Source organism: Pseudoalteromonas sp. A601 (assembly GCF_002165575.1).
Lineage (GTDB): Bacteria > Pseudomonadota > Gammaproteobacteria > Enterobacterales > Alteromonadaceae > Pseudoalteromonas.
The window spans coordinates 1-17,913 of record NZ_MXQF01000008.1 but is presented as its reverse complement, the minus strand read 5'-3'; the positions used below and the strand labels follow the sequence as shown (position 1 = coordinate 17,913).

At 40.4% G+C, this 17,913-nt stretch carries 13 protein-coding genes and 1 pseudogene; all 14 read left to right on the top strand.

What is annotated here, in order from left to right; all coding sequences use genetic code 11:
* The first annotated feature begins 5 nt into the window (after positions 1-5).
* The gene (locus B5G52_RS08065) at positions 6-434 is read left to right on the top strand and encodes a thioesterase family protein (protein WP_087532144.1); all 429 of its coding nucleotides are present in this window, start codon (positions 6-8) and stop codon (positions 432-434) included.
* On the top strand, positions 424-1,008 hold the full coding sequence (locus B5G52_RS08060; protein WP_087532143.1) for an outer membrane lipoprotein carrier protein LolA: 585 nt from the start codon (positions 424-426) through the stop codon (positions 1,006-1,008). The genes B5G52_RS08065 and B5G52_RS08060 overlap by 11 nt, the downstream gene beginning before the upstream one ends.
* The gene (locus B5G52_RS08055) at positions 986-3,313 is read left to right on the top strand and encodes an MMPL family transporter (protein WP_087532142.1); all 2,328 of its coding nucleotides are present in this window, start codon (positions 986-988) and stop codon (positions 3,311-3,313) included. Before B5G52_RS08060 ends, B5G52_RS08055 begins: the two co-directional genes overlap by 23 nt.
* The gene (locus B5G52_RS08050; RefSeq protein WP_087532141.1) at positions 3,313-4,578 is read left to right on the top strand and encodes an NAD(P)/FAD-dependent oxidoreductase; all 1,266 of its coding nucleotides are present in this window, start codon (positions 3,313-3,315) and stop codon (positions 4,576-4,578) included. The genes B5G52_RS08055 and B5G52_RS08050 overlap by 1 nt, the downstream gene beginning before the upstream one ends.
* Positions 4,579-4,589: 11 nt before the next feature.
* Entirely contained in the window at positions 4,590-5,144 is a 555-nt protein-coding gene (locus B5G52_RS08045) for a DUF3261 domain-containing protein (RefSeq protein WP_087532140.1), read from the top strand.
* A 1-nt stretch (position 5,145) separates the two neighbouring features.
* A complete protein-coding gene (locus B5G52_RS08040; RefSeq protein WP_087532139.1) occupies positions 5,146-6,315 on the top strand; it encodes a beta-ketoacyl-[acyl-carrier-protein] synthase family protein in 1,170 nt (389 codons plus the stop codon).
* Between the two features lie 3 nt (positions 6,316-6,318).
* Complete coding sequence (locus B5G52_RS08035) at positions 6,319-6,774, top strand: 3-hydroxylacyl-ACP dehydratase (protein ID WP_087532138.1); 456 nt, start codon at positions 6,319-6,321, stop codon at positions 6,772-6,774.
* Positions 6,774-7,499, top strand: coding sequence for a 3-oxoacyl-ACP reductase FabG (gene fabG / locus B5G52_RS08030; protein WP_087532137.1), 726 nt, complete (start codon positions 6,774-6,776; stop codon positions 7,497-7,499). The genes B5G52_RS08035 and fabG overlap by 1 nt, the downstream gene beginning before the upstream one ends.
* The gene (locus B5G52_RS08025; RefSeq protein ID WP_087532136.1) at positions 7,499-8,728 is read left to right on the top strand and encodes a beta-ketoacyl-ACP synthase; all 1,230 of its coding nucleotides are present in this window, start codon (positions 7,499-7,501) and stop codon (positions 8,726-8,728) included. The genes fabG and B5G52_RS08025 overlap by 1 nt, the downstream gene beginning before the upstream one ends.
* Entirely contained in the window at positions 8,721-9,533 is an 813-nt protein-coding gene (locus B5G52_RS08020) for a MipA/OmpV family protein (RefSeq protein ID WP_087532135.1), read from the top strand. The genes B5G52_RS08025 and B5G52_RS08020 overlap by 8 nt, the downstream gene beginning before the upstream one ends.
* 1 nt (position 9,534) lies before the next feature.
* Entirely contained in the window at positions 9,535-9,966 is a 432-nt protein-coding gene (locus B5G52_RS08015; RefSeq protein WP_087532134.1) for an excinuclease ABC subunit A, read from the top strand.
* Positions 9,967-10,033: 67 nt separating this feature from the next.
* The gene (locus tag B5G52_RS08010; RefSeq protein WP_087532133.1) at positions 10,034-11,335 is read left to right on the top strand and encodes a DEAD/DEAH box helicase; all 1,302 of its coding nucleotides are present in this window, start codon (positions 10,034-10,036) and stop codon (positions 11,333-11,335) included.
* 591 nt (positions 11,336-11,926) lie between these two features.
* Entirely contained in the window at positions 11,927-14,251 is a 2,325-nt protein-coding gene (locus B5G52_RS08005; protein WP_176372526.1) for a SpvB/TcaC N-terminal domain-containing protein, read from the top strand.
* Positions 14,217-17,913 (top strand): annotated as a pseudogene (locus B5G52_RS08000) (hypothetical protein); the annotation flags it as partial. The gene B5G52_RS08005 and the pseudogene B5G52_RS08000, both read left to right, overlap by 35 nt.

The following is a 17,913-nucleotide window of genomic DNA, read 5'->3' as shown; positions in this document are numbered from 1 at the left end:
CTAAAATGAAAAAATCCAACGCTATTGTAACCGTTTATGTTGATATGGTGGTGCCATTTTACGATGTCGATCCAATGCGAATTGTGTGGCACGGTAACTATGTGAAATACATAGAAGATGCACGATGCGTATTGCTTGACAAAATTGGCTATAATTACAATACGATGGAACGCTCAGGCTATATGTGGCCGATTGTTGATATGCGGTTAAAGTATGTTGCATCGGCTGTGTTTGGTTCACATATACGTATTCATGCGAGTTTGGTTGAGTTCGAAACACGGATCAAAATTGACTATAAAATTGAATGTTTAGACAGCCAGAAGGTGTTGACTAAAGCCTATACCATTCAAGTTGCCTTAGATTTACAAAATCAAGAATTGCAATTTGAATCTCCTGCTGTATTTACCGATAAAGTACGTGCCTATGTTGAATAAATTTAGCCATACATTATGGCTTGTAGCCATGTTGTTCGTTTGTGTGACGACTAACTGTTTTGCGCAAAGTGATTTTAGTAAGTTTGAAATTAAACAAGGAAAAGGGGAGTTTAGCCAAGCAAAGCATTTCACCTTTTTAAAGCGAGCCATTAAATCACAAGGTGAATTTGTTATTTTTCAGCAACAAGTTTATTGGCATACGCTTTTGCCCGTGAAAAGTGAGCTACTGGTCTTAGCTGATGGGATTTATCGACGTAATGATGTTGAACAAGATTACCAAGTGCTGACTCAAGATAAGCAAATAAACCAATTATTAGCCAAGTTATTAAGTGGCCAAATTCAGAACTCCGATTGGCAAGTAACTGCTATTGAGCAAACCAGCTGTTATCTATTAGTACCAACTTTAGTGCAAGTTGCACAGATGTTTAAGCAAGTTAAACTGTGCCGAAATGGTGACAGCCAACGTGAAATAGTGATAACCGATCAGCAAAATAATAATACCCACATTACGATGACAATAACCACTAAGGAGCTTAGTCAAGGTGACATGGATGCCGTTAAGCTCACGCACTAAGCTCGTTGTATGGTGCATACAGTTTGCCGTTTTATTAGCGGGATTGAGTTATTTATGGCTATTTAAGTCATTTACAATTGTTGCTGATCTCAATCAAATATTTAGCGTAGAACAAGAACCAGAAATACAACTTGTTAGTGAGCAATTAGAGCAACAGCAATTACGCCAACACCTTTTATTAGTTGGTCACCAAGATAAAACCACGGCAATTAACTATGCCCTGAGAGCGGCTGAGTCATTAAATGCAATTGCGGGTATTGCTGTTAAAGTAAAATTTGATGCTTTACCCCAACTTGACTCAATAGTGCGTGATTACCTTAATTATCCGCATGCGTTTATCAGTGAGCAATATAGATACTTGTTGCAAGCCAATGATAGTCAAAGTTTATTCAACTACCAATTTAATCTTCTTAATGAAATGGCTTCGCCTTGGGTTGCCGCTACATTAGAAAAAGATAAAACATTAGCGCTAGCCGATTTTTTTAATCAACAGAGCTTACCTTCAGCAAAACTTAAAAATCATGATGGCTTTTTAATTGCGACTAAAAACGAGCCTGTAGGACATACTCGCTATTATGTGCTCGTAAACTTTATGAGTAATGGTACGGGGTTGGATTTAAATGTCGCGAAAAAGATTGCAGCAAACGTTACTTCCCTTAAAAAACAGGCATTAACACAAGATACAGGTGTGGATTATTTGGCCACAGGGGCTGCTTTTTTTACCGCGAGCGCAAGCTCAAGTGCACAAAATGAAATGACAGTATTTGGCGCCATTTCAGTATTTGCAACCTTGTTGCTGATCATGATCATCTATCGTAGTGCATTGAGTGTGTTTTGCACGTTATTCGTCGTTTCAGTCAGTATGATTTATGGCTACACTGCACTGCGTTTATTGTTTACTGAGGTTAATGTTTTAACACTCGTATTTGCAGTGACATTAATTGGGATAGCAGCCGATTATAGTTTTCATGCTCTGAGTGAGTTACGTTTTTCTAAACCAAAAGTAGCAAATCCACTGCATACTATTCGTAGCTCATTGTTATTAAGCTTTCTAACGACGACTGCCGGTTATTTAATACTGGTGTTTACACCATTAATATTATTTAAACAAATTGCAGTTTTCACCATGGCAGGGCTGTTAGGGGCTTTATTGTGTGTATTGCTACTCTATCCAAGTTTAGTGGTATTAAAAGCTAAAAGCGCTATGCAGGTGCCGAACTTTATTTCAGGGTTGCATAACCTACAGCAAGTTTGGCTAAATAATAAGTTGGCAATGCGTTGGCAATTGTTGTTTATTATTGTCGGGTTATTTGGCTTAACGTTTTTAGATAATGATGATGATCCACGGCATTTCTACAAAGTTCCCGATGATTTAATTACTCAGCAACAAACAATCAGCGATTTATTAGCAGAGCAATGGGACAGTTCATATCTGTTGATCGCCGGTGAAAACGAGCAGCAGGTGCTTAGGCAGATGGAGCAACTGTTACCACGGCTTGAGCAATTACAAGCAAACAAAGAAATTACAGCGTATTCCAGTATCAGCCAATGGCTGCCGTCAATATCCATGCAAAAGAGTAATCAACAATTGTTAAGTGATGCAGTCAATCGTGGGGATTTTACACAGTTAAACTCAGTGCTTGGTTTTAACTTAGCAGCAAGGCCGTTAGATGAGTACCAACAACTTGATTTTGCAACATGGCAAAACACAAAAGTAGCGCCTTTATTTACTAACCAATGGTTGCAAATTCAGCATCGCTACTACAGTGTGATTAAGCTAAAAAGTCTACAAAACACAAGCTCGGTTAAAAGCTTAGCTAACACTTATACGGATGTCTTTTTTATTGATAAAGTAGCCGGTATTAGCGAGCAAATAGGGCAATTTAGACTGCAATTGATTTTTATCTATGCCTTAGCTTTGACTATGGCTATGGCAATATTTTGGTTGCGCTATGGCTTGTTAAATGCCTTTGTTGCAGTGACTCGTCCGCTCATTGCAGTTCTAGTTGCACTTATTTTAAGTACATGGTTTTATGGCAGCTTAACAGTTTTTAATTATGTAGCAGGGATACTTATTTTAGCCCTTGGTCTAGACTATTGTATTTTTTATGCAGAGCATGGTTTGTGTAAAAAAATTACGCTGACAACCTGTGTATCAGCGTTGAGTTCACTGTTTGTGTTTGCAATATTAATTGTTAGCTCAACACCTGCGGTAAGCCAATTTGGTTTCACTGTATTTATCGGTGTGGTGGTGGTGTTTTTAATTTCACCGCGCCTTGCTTTAGTATCGAAAAGGAACATTTAATGACATCAACTGATTTTGATGTATCTATCATTGGTGCTGGCCCGTCAGGAACAGTTGCGGCTTGTTTGTTAATGCAGCATGGTTTAAGTGTGTGTATTATTGAACGCGATGAGTTTCCACGCTTTTCAATTGGTGAAAGCTTATTACCCCAATCAATGGATTATCTTAAGCAAGCAAATATGCTTGAAGCTTTAATCGACAATGCGAATGAACTTGGTTTTCAATTCAAAAACGGTGCTGCTTTTTATCGTAGTGGTCACCATACTTACTTCAATTTTGAAGAAAAGTTCAGTGAAGGTCCTGGCACAACTTATCAGGTAAAACGTGCAGAATTTGATAATTTGTTAGCTGAAGAAGCGCAAAAACAGGGAGCAACTATTTGCTTTTCACATCAAGTGACCGGCTTTAGTACTGAACACAATATAACTTCATTAGATGTTATTGATTTAAAAACGCAACAAGAAAAAACAATAACGGCAAGATTTACGCTAGACGGTAGTGGCTTTGGTCGTGTACTGCCGCGTTTACTTGATTTAGAAGAGCCAAGTGAATTGACTCCTCGTAAGGCAGTATTTACCCATTTCAAAGATAATATTGATAACAGCCAGTTTGACCGTAATAAAATATTGATCACCGTACACCCTACAATCCCAGATATTTGGTACTGGGCTATTCCATTTAGTGATAGCACAATTAGTGTGGGTGTCGTAGGTGAAACAGCACAAATCGAGAGGGCAGATCAAACACTTGAACAAACACTTTTAGATTTTATTCATGCAGATGACAACCTGAGCACATTACTTGCTGATGCCCAAATTATTGCGCCTGTACGAACAATAGGTGGCTATTCAGCGAATGTAAAAGCACTACACGGTGATAAGTTCGCCTTACTGGGTAACGCTGGTGAATTTTTAGACCCGGTATTTTCATCTGGCGTTACAATTGCTTTAAAATCAGCAGTTCAAGCAACTGAGCTGGTAGTAAAACAACTTGCGGGTGAAAACATTGATTGGCAAAGTCAATACGAGGTCCCATTACGTGAAGGTATTGATGTTTTCAAGTATTTTGTAAACTCATGGTATGACACGAGTTTACAGTCGGTGATCTTTTTTGCTGATGGTCAACCAGATGTAAAAGCCATGGTCTGCTCAATTTTAGCAGGGTACGCCTGGGATAAAAGCAACCCATTTGTTAAAAATACAAAGCGTGGGTTGAAGATTTTAGAACAAATCTGCGAGCCAGATAACAATGATAGTGTTGCTTAACGGTGTTGCTGATGTTGCGATTATTTAGACGAACATTGTTGCCATTATGTGTACTATTTATAGCTGGTTGCCAACAAATGGCCGCCAATCATGTGGCAACGCCAATGTTTAATTTCATGCCAGTACCCACAGAGCTGAATGAACAAGGCTGGCTAGAAAGATTTCAATTTGCAGGCATTGTTGATGAATCAATGTTGGTATCAACTGAGTTCACAACATCATCAATTAAAGTTGTTGCCCTTACTTTTGAAGGGGTGCCATTAACACAGCTGCAATTTGATACTAACACTCATGAACTAAGCACCTCGACTACGTTAGCGGTAGAGCTTGATGGCAAAAAAATTATTTATGATATGCAAAGTGCATTTTGGCCGTTGGTGATGCTTGAGCAAAACATGCTTGATAATAATCAGGTGATTGAGCTTGATAACACAGTAATGCGAACTCGGCAGTTTTATCGCAATGACACATTAGTTCGAGAAATCACGTATAATGGTGCTATTACTCTAATGACAGAGTATGAGCAAGACTACCGCTTGAAAATAGAACGATTAGAAGAATATTAATATGCAACAACCGCTATTTATTAGCCACTACGCCATGGTTAACCCATTAGGGTGTGACAATAAAACAATTAAACGTAACTTGTTAACAGGTAATCAAGACGGCATAGTTGTTAATAATGAACTACTTAATGAAGGGCCAATTCATGTTGGCGCGGTGCAAGTAGCGTTACCTTCATTAGCGCAATATCCTCGTGAGTTTCATACCCGCAATAACCAATTAGCTGCTTTAGCACTCGAGCAACTTATTATCCCTGTTAGCGAATTAAAACAGCAATATGGCCAACATCGAATTGCGGTTATTGTAGGGACGAGTACTTCAGGGATCGCGCAAGGTGAACAAGCCATGGTGCAACAGCTAGCGCAAGGGGAGTTTGGGGAAAATTATCATTATCAGCAGCAAGAGATGGATAATTTATCTCAGTTTATTAGTTTGTATCTAGGAGTAAAAGGGCCGGCGATGACCTTATCAACAGCTTGCTCTTCGAGTGCCAAAGCATTTGCTACAGCGCAAGAATTAATTGCTGGCGATCTTGCTGATGTTGCAATTGTTGGTGGTGTAGATAGTTTGTGCGGTATGACAGTCAATGGGTTTACTGCTTTGGCTTCAACCTCTGCTGGTATAAGCAATCCTTCAAGTAAAAACCGTGATGGTATCAATTTAGGTGAAGCCGCGGCATTATGCATAGTTGAAAAACAAGGTACAATTAAATTGCTCGGCGTGGGAGAATCTAGCGATGCGCATCATATGTCTGCCCCGCACCCACAAGGCGAAGGTGCAGTGGCGGCTATGCGTGCTGCGTTGTCTCGAGCTGGCTATCAACCAAGTGACGTTGATTATGTTAATTTGCATGGTACTGCAACCCCCAAAAATGATGAGATGGAAGCCATTGCAGTGGCTGAAGTGTTTGGTACTGACACACCCTGTAGTTCTTCTAAAGGCATGATAGGGCATACCTTAGGTGCAGCAGGCGCAACTGAAATCGGCTTGTGTTGGTTGTTACTTGGTGACGATGAGTTTGCCCCACATATTTGGGATGGCGAAGCGGACCCAGCCTTGCCAACTATCAACCTCGTACCAGTAGGGGCGAAGAGCGAAACAAAAATTAAAACATGCCTGTCAAACTCATTTGCTTTTGGCGGCAATAACGTCAGTGTATTAATCGGATTATAAGAGATGCCTGTGCACCCAATTGAAACTATTTTACCTCATACTGCGCCCATGATTTTGATCGATAGCTTAGATAGTTACGATGAAAATACTGGAATTTGCTCAGTCACTATTACACCACATAGCAACTTTTATGATGCCGATAGCCAAAGTGTCGCAAGCCATGTCGGCATTGAGTATATGGCGCAAGCAATCGCTGCTTACGCCAACGCTAACCAAGTTGATAATGGCGCAAAAGTAGAAATTGGTTTTTTAGTGAGTAGTCGTAAATATAAAATGCACTGTAATCGTTTTGCTTTAAATAGCACATTAACGATCAAAGTAGAAAAACTATACAGCGAAGCAAACGGATTAAGTGCTTTCGAATGTAGTATTAAACAAGCGGATACCCTGTTAGTAGAAGCGAAAATTAATGTATTTCAACCTGAAAACCCAGAACAATTTTTAGCGGAGCAAATGTAATGTCAAGACGAGTATTAGTGACCGGTTCAAGTAAAGGAATTGGTAAGGCAGTTGCTCTACAATTAGCTAAAGATGGGTTTAATATTAGCCTGCATTGCCGCTCAGGTCTAGAAGCGGCAGAGCAAGTTAAAGCTGAAATAGCTGCGTTGGGTGTAGATGTTGATATCTTGCAGTTTGATGTAGCAGACAGGGCCTCAGCAAAAGCAATTTTAGAGCAGTACGTTGAAACCCATGGTGCTTTTTATGGCGTTGTTTGTAATGCAGGGATCACCGCAGACACTGCATTTCCAGCAATGACAGATGAAGAGTGGGATAGTGTAGTGCACACCAATCTAGATGGTTTTTATAATGTGTTACACCCTCTTGTTATGCCGATGGTCAGAACGCGAAAGGGTGGACGTATTGTTGCTATGTCGTCAGTGTCTGGTGTGGCAGGCAATCGTGGTCAGGTCAATTATAGTGCCTCAAAAGCGGGCGTCATAGGCGCATCTAAAGCACTTGCGGTTGAGCTTGCAAAGCGAAAAATTACCGTTAATTGTGTTGCACCTGGTTTGATTGATACCGGAATGACCGACGATCTACCGATTGCAGAAATGACAAAAATGATCCCCGCCAATCGCATGGGTAATCCAGAGGAAGTCGCTGCTGCGGTCTCGTTTTTAATGTCTGACGGCGCCAGTTACATCACCCGCCAAGTTCTTCAAGTAAATGGTGGTATGGCGTAATGAAACGAGTAGTTGTTACTGGAATGTCATCTATCACCGCTTTGGGTGATAACTGGAGTGATTTTAAAAGCGCATTGGTCGCAGGTAAAAATGCAGTCAAACGAATGCAGGAATGGGACTATATTGATGGCTTAAATACCAACCTTGCAGCCCCAATAGAAAACTTTAGCCGTCCTGCTCATTACTCACGTAAAAAAGTGCGTTCAATGGGGCGTGTGTCTTTAATGTCGACCTTAGCCACTGAACGTGCTCTTGAGCAAGCTCAGCTTCTTGATCATCCTGCATTAACCGATGGTTCGACTGGAGTGTCTTATGGCTCGTCAATTGGCTCTACGGCACCGCTGGTATCATTTGGCCGTATGATGGACACAGGCTCAATGAATGGAGTAACAGCCACCAGCTATATTCAAATGATGGCGCACACAGCCCCGGTTAATGTTGGCGTGTTTTTTGGTATCAAAGGGCGAGTGATTACAACAAGCTCGGCCTGTACATCCGGCTCTCAAGGTATTGGTTACGCATTTGAAGCGATAAAGTTTGGCCGACAAAAACTCATGGTTGCAGGCGGTGCAGAAGAGCTGTGTGTTACAGAAGCCGCAGTGTTTGATACTTTATATGCAACAAGTACCCAAAATGATAGCCCTGAATTGACACCCAGGCCGTTTGATAAAAGGCGTGACGGGTTGGTAATTGGTGAGGGTGCATCAACTTTAATTTTAGAAGAATATGAGCATGCTAAAGCCCGAGGGGCAACTATATTAGCCGAAATAGTTGGCTTTGGTTGTAACTCTGATGGTCAACACGTTACGCAACCAACATCGGGCACTATGCAAATTGCGATTGAGATGGCGTTGCAAGATGCCAATTTATCTGCCGATCAAATTGGTTATGTTAACGCGCATGGCACATCAACGGACCGAGGTGACATTGCTGAAAGTCAAGCCACCTTTAATGCCTTAGGCGCTAAACCTATCAGTTCATTAAAGAGCTATCTTGGTCATACTCTAGGTGCGTGTGGTGCGATAGAGGCGTGGGCAAGTATTAATATGATGACTGATAACTGGTTTGCCCCAACAATTAATTTAACCGAAGTGGACGATGAATGTGCAGCTTTGGATTACATCACAGAGTGTGGTCGAGAAATCAACACTGACTATGTAATGAGCAATAACTTTGCGTTTGGCGGCATCAATACTTCATTAATATTTAAGCGCTTCAAAAGTGAATAATATATCGTGGTTGTTGATTTCGCTGTGTTTATACAGTTCGGTGAGTGTGGCTGCTGCTAAACTGGAAATTGGTGGCGGCGCCTTTATGGCTGATATTCCTCATTACTTAGGCTCTGATCAAAGTGAACAATACATAATGCCAGTGCCTTATGTTCGTTATCAAAGTGATGAGTTAGATGTGGACCGTAACAGCTTTACTGGTTACTTATGGCATTTTGATAATGTACACCTAGATATATCTGCGGGTGTGAGCCTTGCTGTAGACAGTGAAGACAATCAAGCCCGTGAAGGCATGGATGATTTAGATTGGGTATTTGAACTTGGGCCTTCGCTAAATTATTACTTTAAAGGTGATCCCCAAGCGGCAGAACAATTTTATATTGGCTTATTTACCCGTAAAGCTATGGCAACTGATTTTAGCTCAGTGACTAACGTCGGTTGGCGTTATGGCCCGAGTGTTTATTATGAGAGCCCTGTGCTTATTACGCCAACGTATGAAATTACTACCAGTATACGAGCAAATGCTAATTTTGCCGATGACCGTTACTTAAATTATTATTATGGTATATCTGCATTAGATACACATAATGCACGTTCTGAGTTTAACAGTCAGTCGGGCTATTCTGGCGCTGATATGTCGTTTGGGCTTAATTTTGATAGTAAAAAATATTGGCTAGGTGGTTTTATTAAATATCACCATCTAGCTCAAAGTAAACAGCAACGTAGTCCCTTAGTGAAACAAGATAGTAGTATCTCGTTTGGTTTTGGAGTTGCATGGAAGTTCTATACCAAAGAAGGAATATAAAATGAAATTAATGACAAGCTTATTATTAGCTACATCAATGCTAACAGTCACTGCGGTTGAAGCACGTGACGATATAGGTAAATATCCTATTCAGTCACTGTTAGAAACGAGCAAAGCCAAAAGTGCGCTATTAGATGTGCCTCTTTACTTTGCTGATCAAAGTTATGGTAGTGAGAGCAGTAAATACGGCGAAGTGATCACGAATAAAAAAACCAATGCATTTAATAAAAGTGATCAAGAGGCGTGTGAGTGGGTTATGCTCAGTGCTTTAAAAGCGTTGCAAGAGCGCGCAGTTAAAGAAGGAATGAACGCCGTTGTTAATATTCAGTCTTATTATAAAAAGCGTGAATTTGTTAGTAGCACTGAATATGAGTGTGGCGCAGGTACAATCATGGCCGGCGTTGCATTAAAAGGCACTTTAGTTAAGTTATAACTAACTGTTGCCACAGAATTGCTGTATAATTTGCGACCCTTGATAATGTGGCCGTAGGTTATACAGCATGAATTTTAAATCTTTTAGTTTTGCCCCTGAGCTTATTCAGGCGTTAGACGAACTTAACTATCACACCCTCACGCCCATTCAACGTGGCGCTATTCCTGCAGTACGTAAAGGTAAAGATGTTTTAGCCAGTGCTCAAACGGGCACAGGTAAAACAGCTGCATTTTCATTGCCTATTATACAAAAACTATCTGAAGTTGAGCATACAGCGACAAACGCTCCACGTGCATTGGTACTTGCTCCTACACGTGAACTTGCGGAACAAATCGCGAACAATATTAAAGATTTTGCTAAATACACTTCACTTAAAACAGTGTGCTTATTTGGTGGCGTTAACATTGCGGGTCAAGCCAATGGCTTAAAAGAAGGGGCTGATATCGTTGTTGCAACGCCAGGGCGTTTACTTGATCATATTCGTCTTGGTAATTTAAGCCTCGCGCAGGTCAATCATTTAGTGCTTGATGAAGCCGATCGTATGCTAGATATGGGATTTATTACTGATATGCAAACAGTGATAAATGGATGTGCTGAAGAACGCCAAATTTTACTGTTTTCAGCAACGTTCCCTTCGGCAATTAAACAATTTGCCAGTAAAGTATTAAAGCAAGCTGAAATTATTAGAGTTGATCAAACTAACAGCACCGCTGCGACCGTTCACCACGTGGTTTACCCTGTGGAAGAGCGCCGTAAACAAGAGCTATTATCTGAGCTTATAGGCAAGAAAAATTGGCAGCAAGTGCTGGTGTTTGTAAACATGAAAGACACGGCAGATAAATTAGTTAAAGAATTAAACCTTGATGGTATTCCTGCAGCTGTGTGTCACGGTGATAAAACCCAAGGTAATCGCCGTCGCGCATTAAGAGACTTTAAAGAAGGTAAGGTTCGTGTATTAGTGGCAACTGAAGTTGCTGCGCGAGGTATTGATATTGATGGCTTGCCTCGTGTTATTAATATTGACTTACCGTGGCTTGCTGAAGATTACGTTCATCGTATTGGCCGCACAGGGCGCGCTGGTAATCAAGGCCAAGCAATTTCATTCGTAAGCCGTGAAGAAGAAAACATGCTTTTTGAAATTGAAACGTTAATTGGCCAAAAAATTAAGCGTGAATATCTAGCAGGTTATGAAGTGAGTAACCGCGAAGTTTTAATTGATAAAATTGGCAAGAAGCCTTCACACCTTCGTCGTAGTCGTGTAAATAAACCTTCAGGACAAGCAACGGGTGAAGCACGTGCTAAAAATCGCTCACGTATATCAGGTGTACGAAAGTCACTTAAAGGCGAAAAGCTTTCTTTAAAGAAATAGCCGAATAAGTTAATGTTAGCCTGCTCAAAAGCCTGAATTTATTTCAGGCTTTTTTGTTTCCAAAGCAAAACTGAAAAAGAGGGTACGAGTATGGCTAATACCAATCAACTTAAATATTAAATCATTCTCGCGGGCTAAATAAAGCACTAACAACGTTAGCTATTTTTTAAGTTAACAAACTAGATGTCAAAATCTCTATCTTGTTATCAATGAACTCATCTGCCGCAATAGGTGCTTTGTAACTTAACGCGATTGTAAGGCTGGTTAGATAGTGACAGTACCTCCCAATCTTTCAAATTGTTAGAGCCATTAGCTTATCCTTTAATGACTCCTTCGGGAGGAACAATATCATCCAGCAGTAAGATTACATTAAACAATACCCAATACGAAAAAACAGGGTTTTATTCACATCAGCGAATTTATAATGTTGGTGTTGTGGAATATAAAACTTTGAATTACCAACAAAGTTGTGATGTTGGTTTATGGAGAACTTATATCGTTCCCTTTAAGCTTAACGGCAGTAGCAGGGTATGCTCGAGAGTCATATTAGCAGGGCAATCTTCGAGCTCAGTTAGCTATAAAGATTTTAATTTGAAATTTAAACTTACGAGCCCAGCCATCAGCCCTAATGGCGGGAATTACTCTACTAATACACCGTTTTCAATATCAAACCCGCAAAGCGCGGTGATTAAGTATAAAATGGTCTCGGTAGGAGCCGCATGTAGCGACAGTAGTTGGTTAAATTACACCTCAGCAGTCACATTGACCAACAGCCAGCGTGTTTGTTATAAAGCAACCAAATCAGGGAGGATGGATAGCAACATAAGCTATGCCGATTTCAACTTTAAGTTAGAGAAACCAAGTATATCACCAGCCGTTAATGAGATAATTGCTGGCACTTCAATCACTTTATCTATTAATAATAGTAATGCAAATTTGCAGTATAAGCTTGTACCCCATGGAGCGAGTTGCACAAGTGGTGCATGGTTAGATTATTCAACATCAATTGTACTCGATAGTGATGCAAGATTTTGCGCAAAAGCAACAGCCTTAGGATGGACAGATAGTGACATTGTAGTTAATGATTATCGTATCCAGCAGAGTGAATATGCCGACATATCAAATAATTCACTGGCAGATTCAGCTTTTTCCAGTGTAGATGTCCCCACTGTTGATAACATTGGCGCAATAAAAGGCCAAGCTGGTGTGAGCGGTGGTGCTGCAACCTACCATATTCCAATTCAACTTCCCACTGGGCGTGCAGGTATGCAGCCTGAAGTATCACTTAATTATTCATCACGAAACGGTAATGGTATTGCGGGTGTTGGATGGTCATTATCGGCAGGTTCCAGTATAACCCGTTGCGCCGCAACCTATGCTCAAGATGGCTTTACCCAAAACCCACAATACAACAGTAATGACCGTCTGTGCTTAGACGGCCAGCGTTTAATAGCTACATCGGGCAGTTATGGTAACTCAGGTACGCAGTACCGCACCGAAATTGATAGTTTTGTGCGTGTAACGCAAAGTGGTGCGCTCAACGGCACTTCAACGTGGTTTAAAGCTGAGTATAAAAATAGTCGAGTTGCGTATTTTGGGAAAACGACTGATTCAAGGTTGGTGCACGGTGGCAAAAGTGCGGCTTATTCGTGGCTAATTGAATATCAACATGATGCGACAGCCAAAAATTATATTCATTATGAGTATGAAGAGTTTGGGGTTGGTGAGACGTTATTGACCGATATTTATTACTCTGGAAATTCGTCTAGTTTGGTTGGTCATCAACGTGTTTCTTTTATCTATAATGATAGAGCAGATAAAAGGCAAATGTATATTGCAGGAGGAAAATACAGTACGACTCAAATTCTAAAGCATATTAATTTAATAAGTAATAGTAATGAGGTGAAGGCCTATAATTTTAACTATATTACCAGCTCAGCATCATCACGTAGTTTATTAGACAGGTTAGCCCACTGTTTTAATGGTATATGTATCAACGATACGACTTTTCGTTGGCAAGATGAAGCTGTTCAATTTGATATAGAGCCTCTTGGGTATGTTAAAAATAATCTCTTTTATCAACAATATGAAGACAAGCGCTATTTAAATTCCGTTATACCTCATGGAGATACAAATGGGGATGGTGTTAGAGATTTTGGCGATTTTTATATCAATGCAGAAGGGGAGTATATCGGTAAGCCTTCATCTCCCCTTGATTCGTGCAGAATGCAACAGTCAACGTTAGGCGCTAATTGTGTCGATTTGGACATAGATTTGGATGGTAAATCGGATTATTGGTTTATTAATAATGAACTGTTGAATTTTAAACTTGCTTCTGGAGAGGTAATAACTACGCAAATTCCTTTATCGACACCTGGTTTATCTGATGGAAATGATATTATAAAGTTCGCCAATGACTTGAATGGTGATGGTTGGACTGACATTGTTGTTTCAGCCCCATTTGGGAATGGCCAACAAACAAAGTTAATAATTTACTTTCATACACAAAATAGATCGCAGCCCTATACAATAAATGACGCATACGATTTAGGAACTGAAGCATTCATAAAGAAAAATATTACTGCTGGGGAAAAACAGGGGAAATCTCAAATTTCTTTAGTAGGTGATATTGATGGAAATGGTTTACCAGATTTTGCGATCTTAAATAATTGGACTACTCGTGATGTGAATACTCATGCAAGTGGTATTTTGAGTACAGCTATAGCAGAGCTAACAATCCATAGTTTACTTTTAAATATGTCATCAGCCTCTACCGCAATTTTCACTAGCAATACAATGCAGGGTATGTTTCAAGATGATGCATATACAGTTTTTGGTGATATTAATGGAGATGGTTTAAGTGATTTACTTGATGTACGTAATGCGAAAATACGTATTAATGAAGGGGGGGGGTAAATTTAGTGGTCAAATAGATAGTGGCTTCAGCTTGCCAAGCGTTTTTTACTCACAAGTTTCCGATGATGGTTCAGAAGCGGATTCAGCAGCTATTATCTATTTTCAAAATGCCATAAAGTTTTTTGATATAAATCATGATGGAATTAATGAATTACTAGTTCCTGGTGAAGTGGCTGTGCTTGGTTGCTCAAGAGTCTGGGAGTATGATTGGAGTAAAGGTAAACCCAATAATATGACTTCATCAGATTTATGTGGTTCACAGCTTTACAGTACGTATAAATATAGTAATCAAAACCGTTTTGCCACTAGACCAATTGATTGGAATAATAAGGATGAAAGTTTATATTACTTTGATGCTATTTCTTTTCACTTTACTGACAATACTATAGAGGCAAGCCGCACTTCAACAGATATTATAGCCTCGGCAAACCAATCCGCTGTTGTTGATACGTCCGGAAATGGATTAAATGATCTTTTATTCATTTATGGTTCCCGTTATGAAGATATTAGTCGAAATAGCTATAATTGGTTTGAAGATATTAATGAACCACAATTTATAAATAAAGGATATGGTGTATATGTAAATAAAAATAAGGGCTCAAATAAGCACAGTCATTTTGCTGCAAGTGACACATTACTATCTTTTAATTCCGGAATGGGGCTAACAGGCGCTTGGGAATTAAAACCGCTTTCTGCAAACAATAATGATAATTTTTATAATAGAACTAGCAATCATGAAGGCCAATACTTTAATTTCACGTCAAGTATGTATGTGGTTGCATCATTCACGCAAAGTAATGGTGTTGGCGGTTTAACAGAAAAGCACTATAAGTACCGAGATGCAATGTACAATGCCCAAGGCCGTGGTTTTATGGGCTTTAAATCCATCATTGAGGAAGATGTAACCAAGGGCATCATTACACAGTCAGACTTTAATCAGGTGTTTCCGTACCAAGGAAAACTAGAACGTCAAGCAACTTTTGCTAGTGAAGATTTTGGTGTATATGATTTGTTAGGTTCAGCAACAGCTGAAACGGATGCACTTAGCTACCAAGAGATTATTTGGCAACACAACCCAAATCATTCTGTTGCAGGTGTTTATAGCGTGTACCCTAAAACTTCAACCAGCCTTACTCAGCTGCCTGAAACAGAAAGCGATAATGCTAATTCGCTTACTAAAAAACAAGTCACAACAACTATAAAATCTATTACCAGTATTGACCAGTACGGCAATGTTAAGGCGAGTAATACACAAGTAACAGATGAATGGGGGGCATACAAAACCTCTGAATCCAATACGTATGCATATAATGAAGATGATTGGTGGCTTGATAAATTAACCAATAAAACAGTGAGCAAGTATACGATTACAAGGCGAAATGAAAATGACCCAATTACAAATGCAGCACCACTAGACCCTAAAATTGATACGTCGTATATATACAGTAACTTCCATGCTAATAGGCAAGCTGGCAATATTGCAGTGACAGGTCAAAGTGCGGGGGCAGCGTCAGGCCGAGGCAGTACAACGGCCATAACCTTTAATGACTATGGTTTACCAACACAGGTAAGCCAAACAGCATCGGTGCGTAATAGCAGTGGTAACTGGGTGAATCAAACGCGCACTAATTCAACCACGTACAGTAAAAATGGCACCAGTGCGGCAAGCGATGGCTATTTTCCTTACAAGCAAACTAATGCAAAAGGGCATATTAGTTATACCAAAGTAAATCCAGCAACAGGGCAAATCACACAAACACAGCAACAACTGAGTGGGACTAGCTACCTTACAACGACTTACACTTATGATGATTACAATCGTCCTTATAGTAGCAAAACAGATGGTCAGCCTGTTGTTTACACCGCTGTGCAAACACCTGACGAGCAAGCACCTGATAATGCGGTCATGCAAATTGTTAAAGTCAGTGCAGGCATGCCGACACAAAAAGTTTATCAAGATAAGTTAGGGCGCGTACTTCGTACCGCAGTGGAGGACTTTAATGGCGACTGGGTGTTCACTGATGTTACCTACAATGAAAAAGGCTACAAAACCTTTGAGTCAGTTCCTTATAAAAGCGGTGCTACTGCCTATGGCGTGAGTTATAGCAGCTATGATGTGTTGGGCCGCTTAACTGAAAAAGTGACGAATCAACATTGCGGTGATATGACCACACAGTACAGTTACTCAGGCTTAAAAACCGATATCACAGCCTCTGAAGATTGCGAAAGTAAAGTGCTTGATATGTCACGCACCTATAATAGCTTAAAGCAGTTGATGGAGACCGAGGATGCTGATAATGGTGTAACGCGTTATAGCTATAACAACCAAGGGCTTCCTATTGTTATTCAAGATGCCAATGGCAATAATATTGTAGCTAAGTACAATGCGCTTGGGCAAAAAATACAAGTAAATGACCCTAACCAAGGGGTCACTAACTTCGAGTACAATGGCTTTGGTGAGTTACAACGAGAGGCACGGGTTGGCAGTAAAACACTGACCTTTGTAACTGATGTGTTAGGTCGTGTTACACGTCGTACCGCGTCAGGTGAAAATACACTCACGTATACCTATGATGGTGCAAGCTATGGCTTAGGGCAGTTAAATCAAGCCACAGGTAATGGCATTACCAAAACATTTGCATTTGATAACCACGGCCGACCAACCACACAAACAATTAACGGTGATGGTAAATCCTATGCCACAACGACCTTCTATGATGCTAACTATGGCCGAATAAAAGGACTTCGTTATCCAAACAACTTGACGCTTGAATATGGTTACACAGATTCTGGTTATCAAAATGTAGTGAAGAATACCGCCAGTGGCTATGCGTATAAAACCATTACTGAACAGGATGTGTTTGGTAACATCACTGCGGCTAATCTAGGTAATGGTACATCAGAAACCGCATCGTACAGCAACAAAAATGGCCAAATGTTATTAAAAGCGGTCGCCAAAGGCAGTAATAACCTGATGAATATTAGTTATCAAGGGTATGATGGTTTTGGTAACTTAACGCAAGTGGATGTCACCACAGGTAATGTGGGGATTGACCAACATCAGTTTACTGAAACCTATGAGTACGATAGCTTACATCGCCTAGAGCGTAACTTGGTGGATAACCATGTAGTCACCAGTTACAGTTATGATGCAGTTGGTAACTTGTTATCTAAATCAGATTACGCATCGCAGTATGATTATACTAATGGCGCAACAGGTGGGCCGAATGCGGTAAAACGAATTTATCGTAGCGGAAGCTGGCGAACCTTTAATTATGATGCACGCGGCAACATGACGAGCGGTGATGGCCTAACCAGCGCCACGTATAACGCGATGGATAAACCCACACAAATAGTAAAAGACGGTAAAACCCTCAATTTTACCTACGGCCCACAACATCTGCGCTTTAAGCAAGTGAACGGCAGTGTGACCACCTTCTACAGCGATAAACTGTATGAAGAAGAAATAAACGGCACAAAAACCACGTGGCGGGCCTACATTGACGACATCGCAGTTATAAGCCAAACCACCGATGAGGGGGCTACCATCCGCTACACCCACCGTGACCGCCTAGGCAGTGCACGGGTCTTTACCGACCACAACGACCAAGTAGAAGCAGAGCGCAACTTTGACCCATTTGGTAAACCTAGGCTGGCAAGTG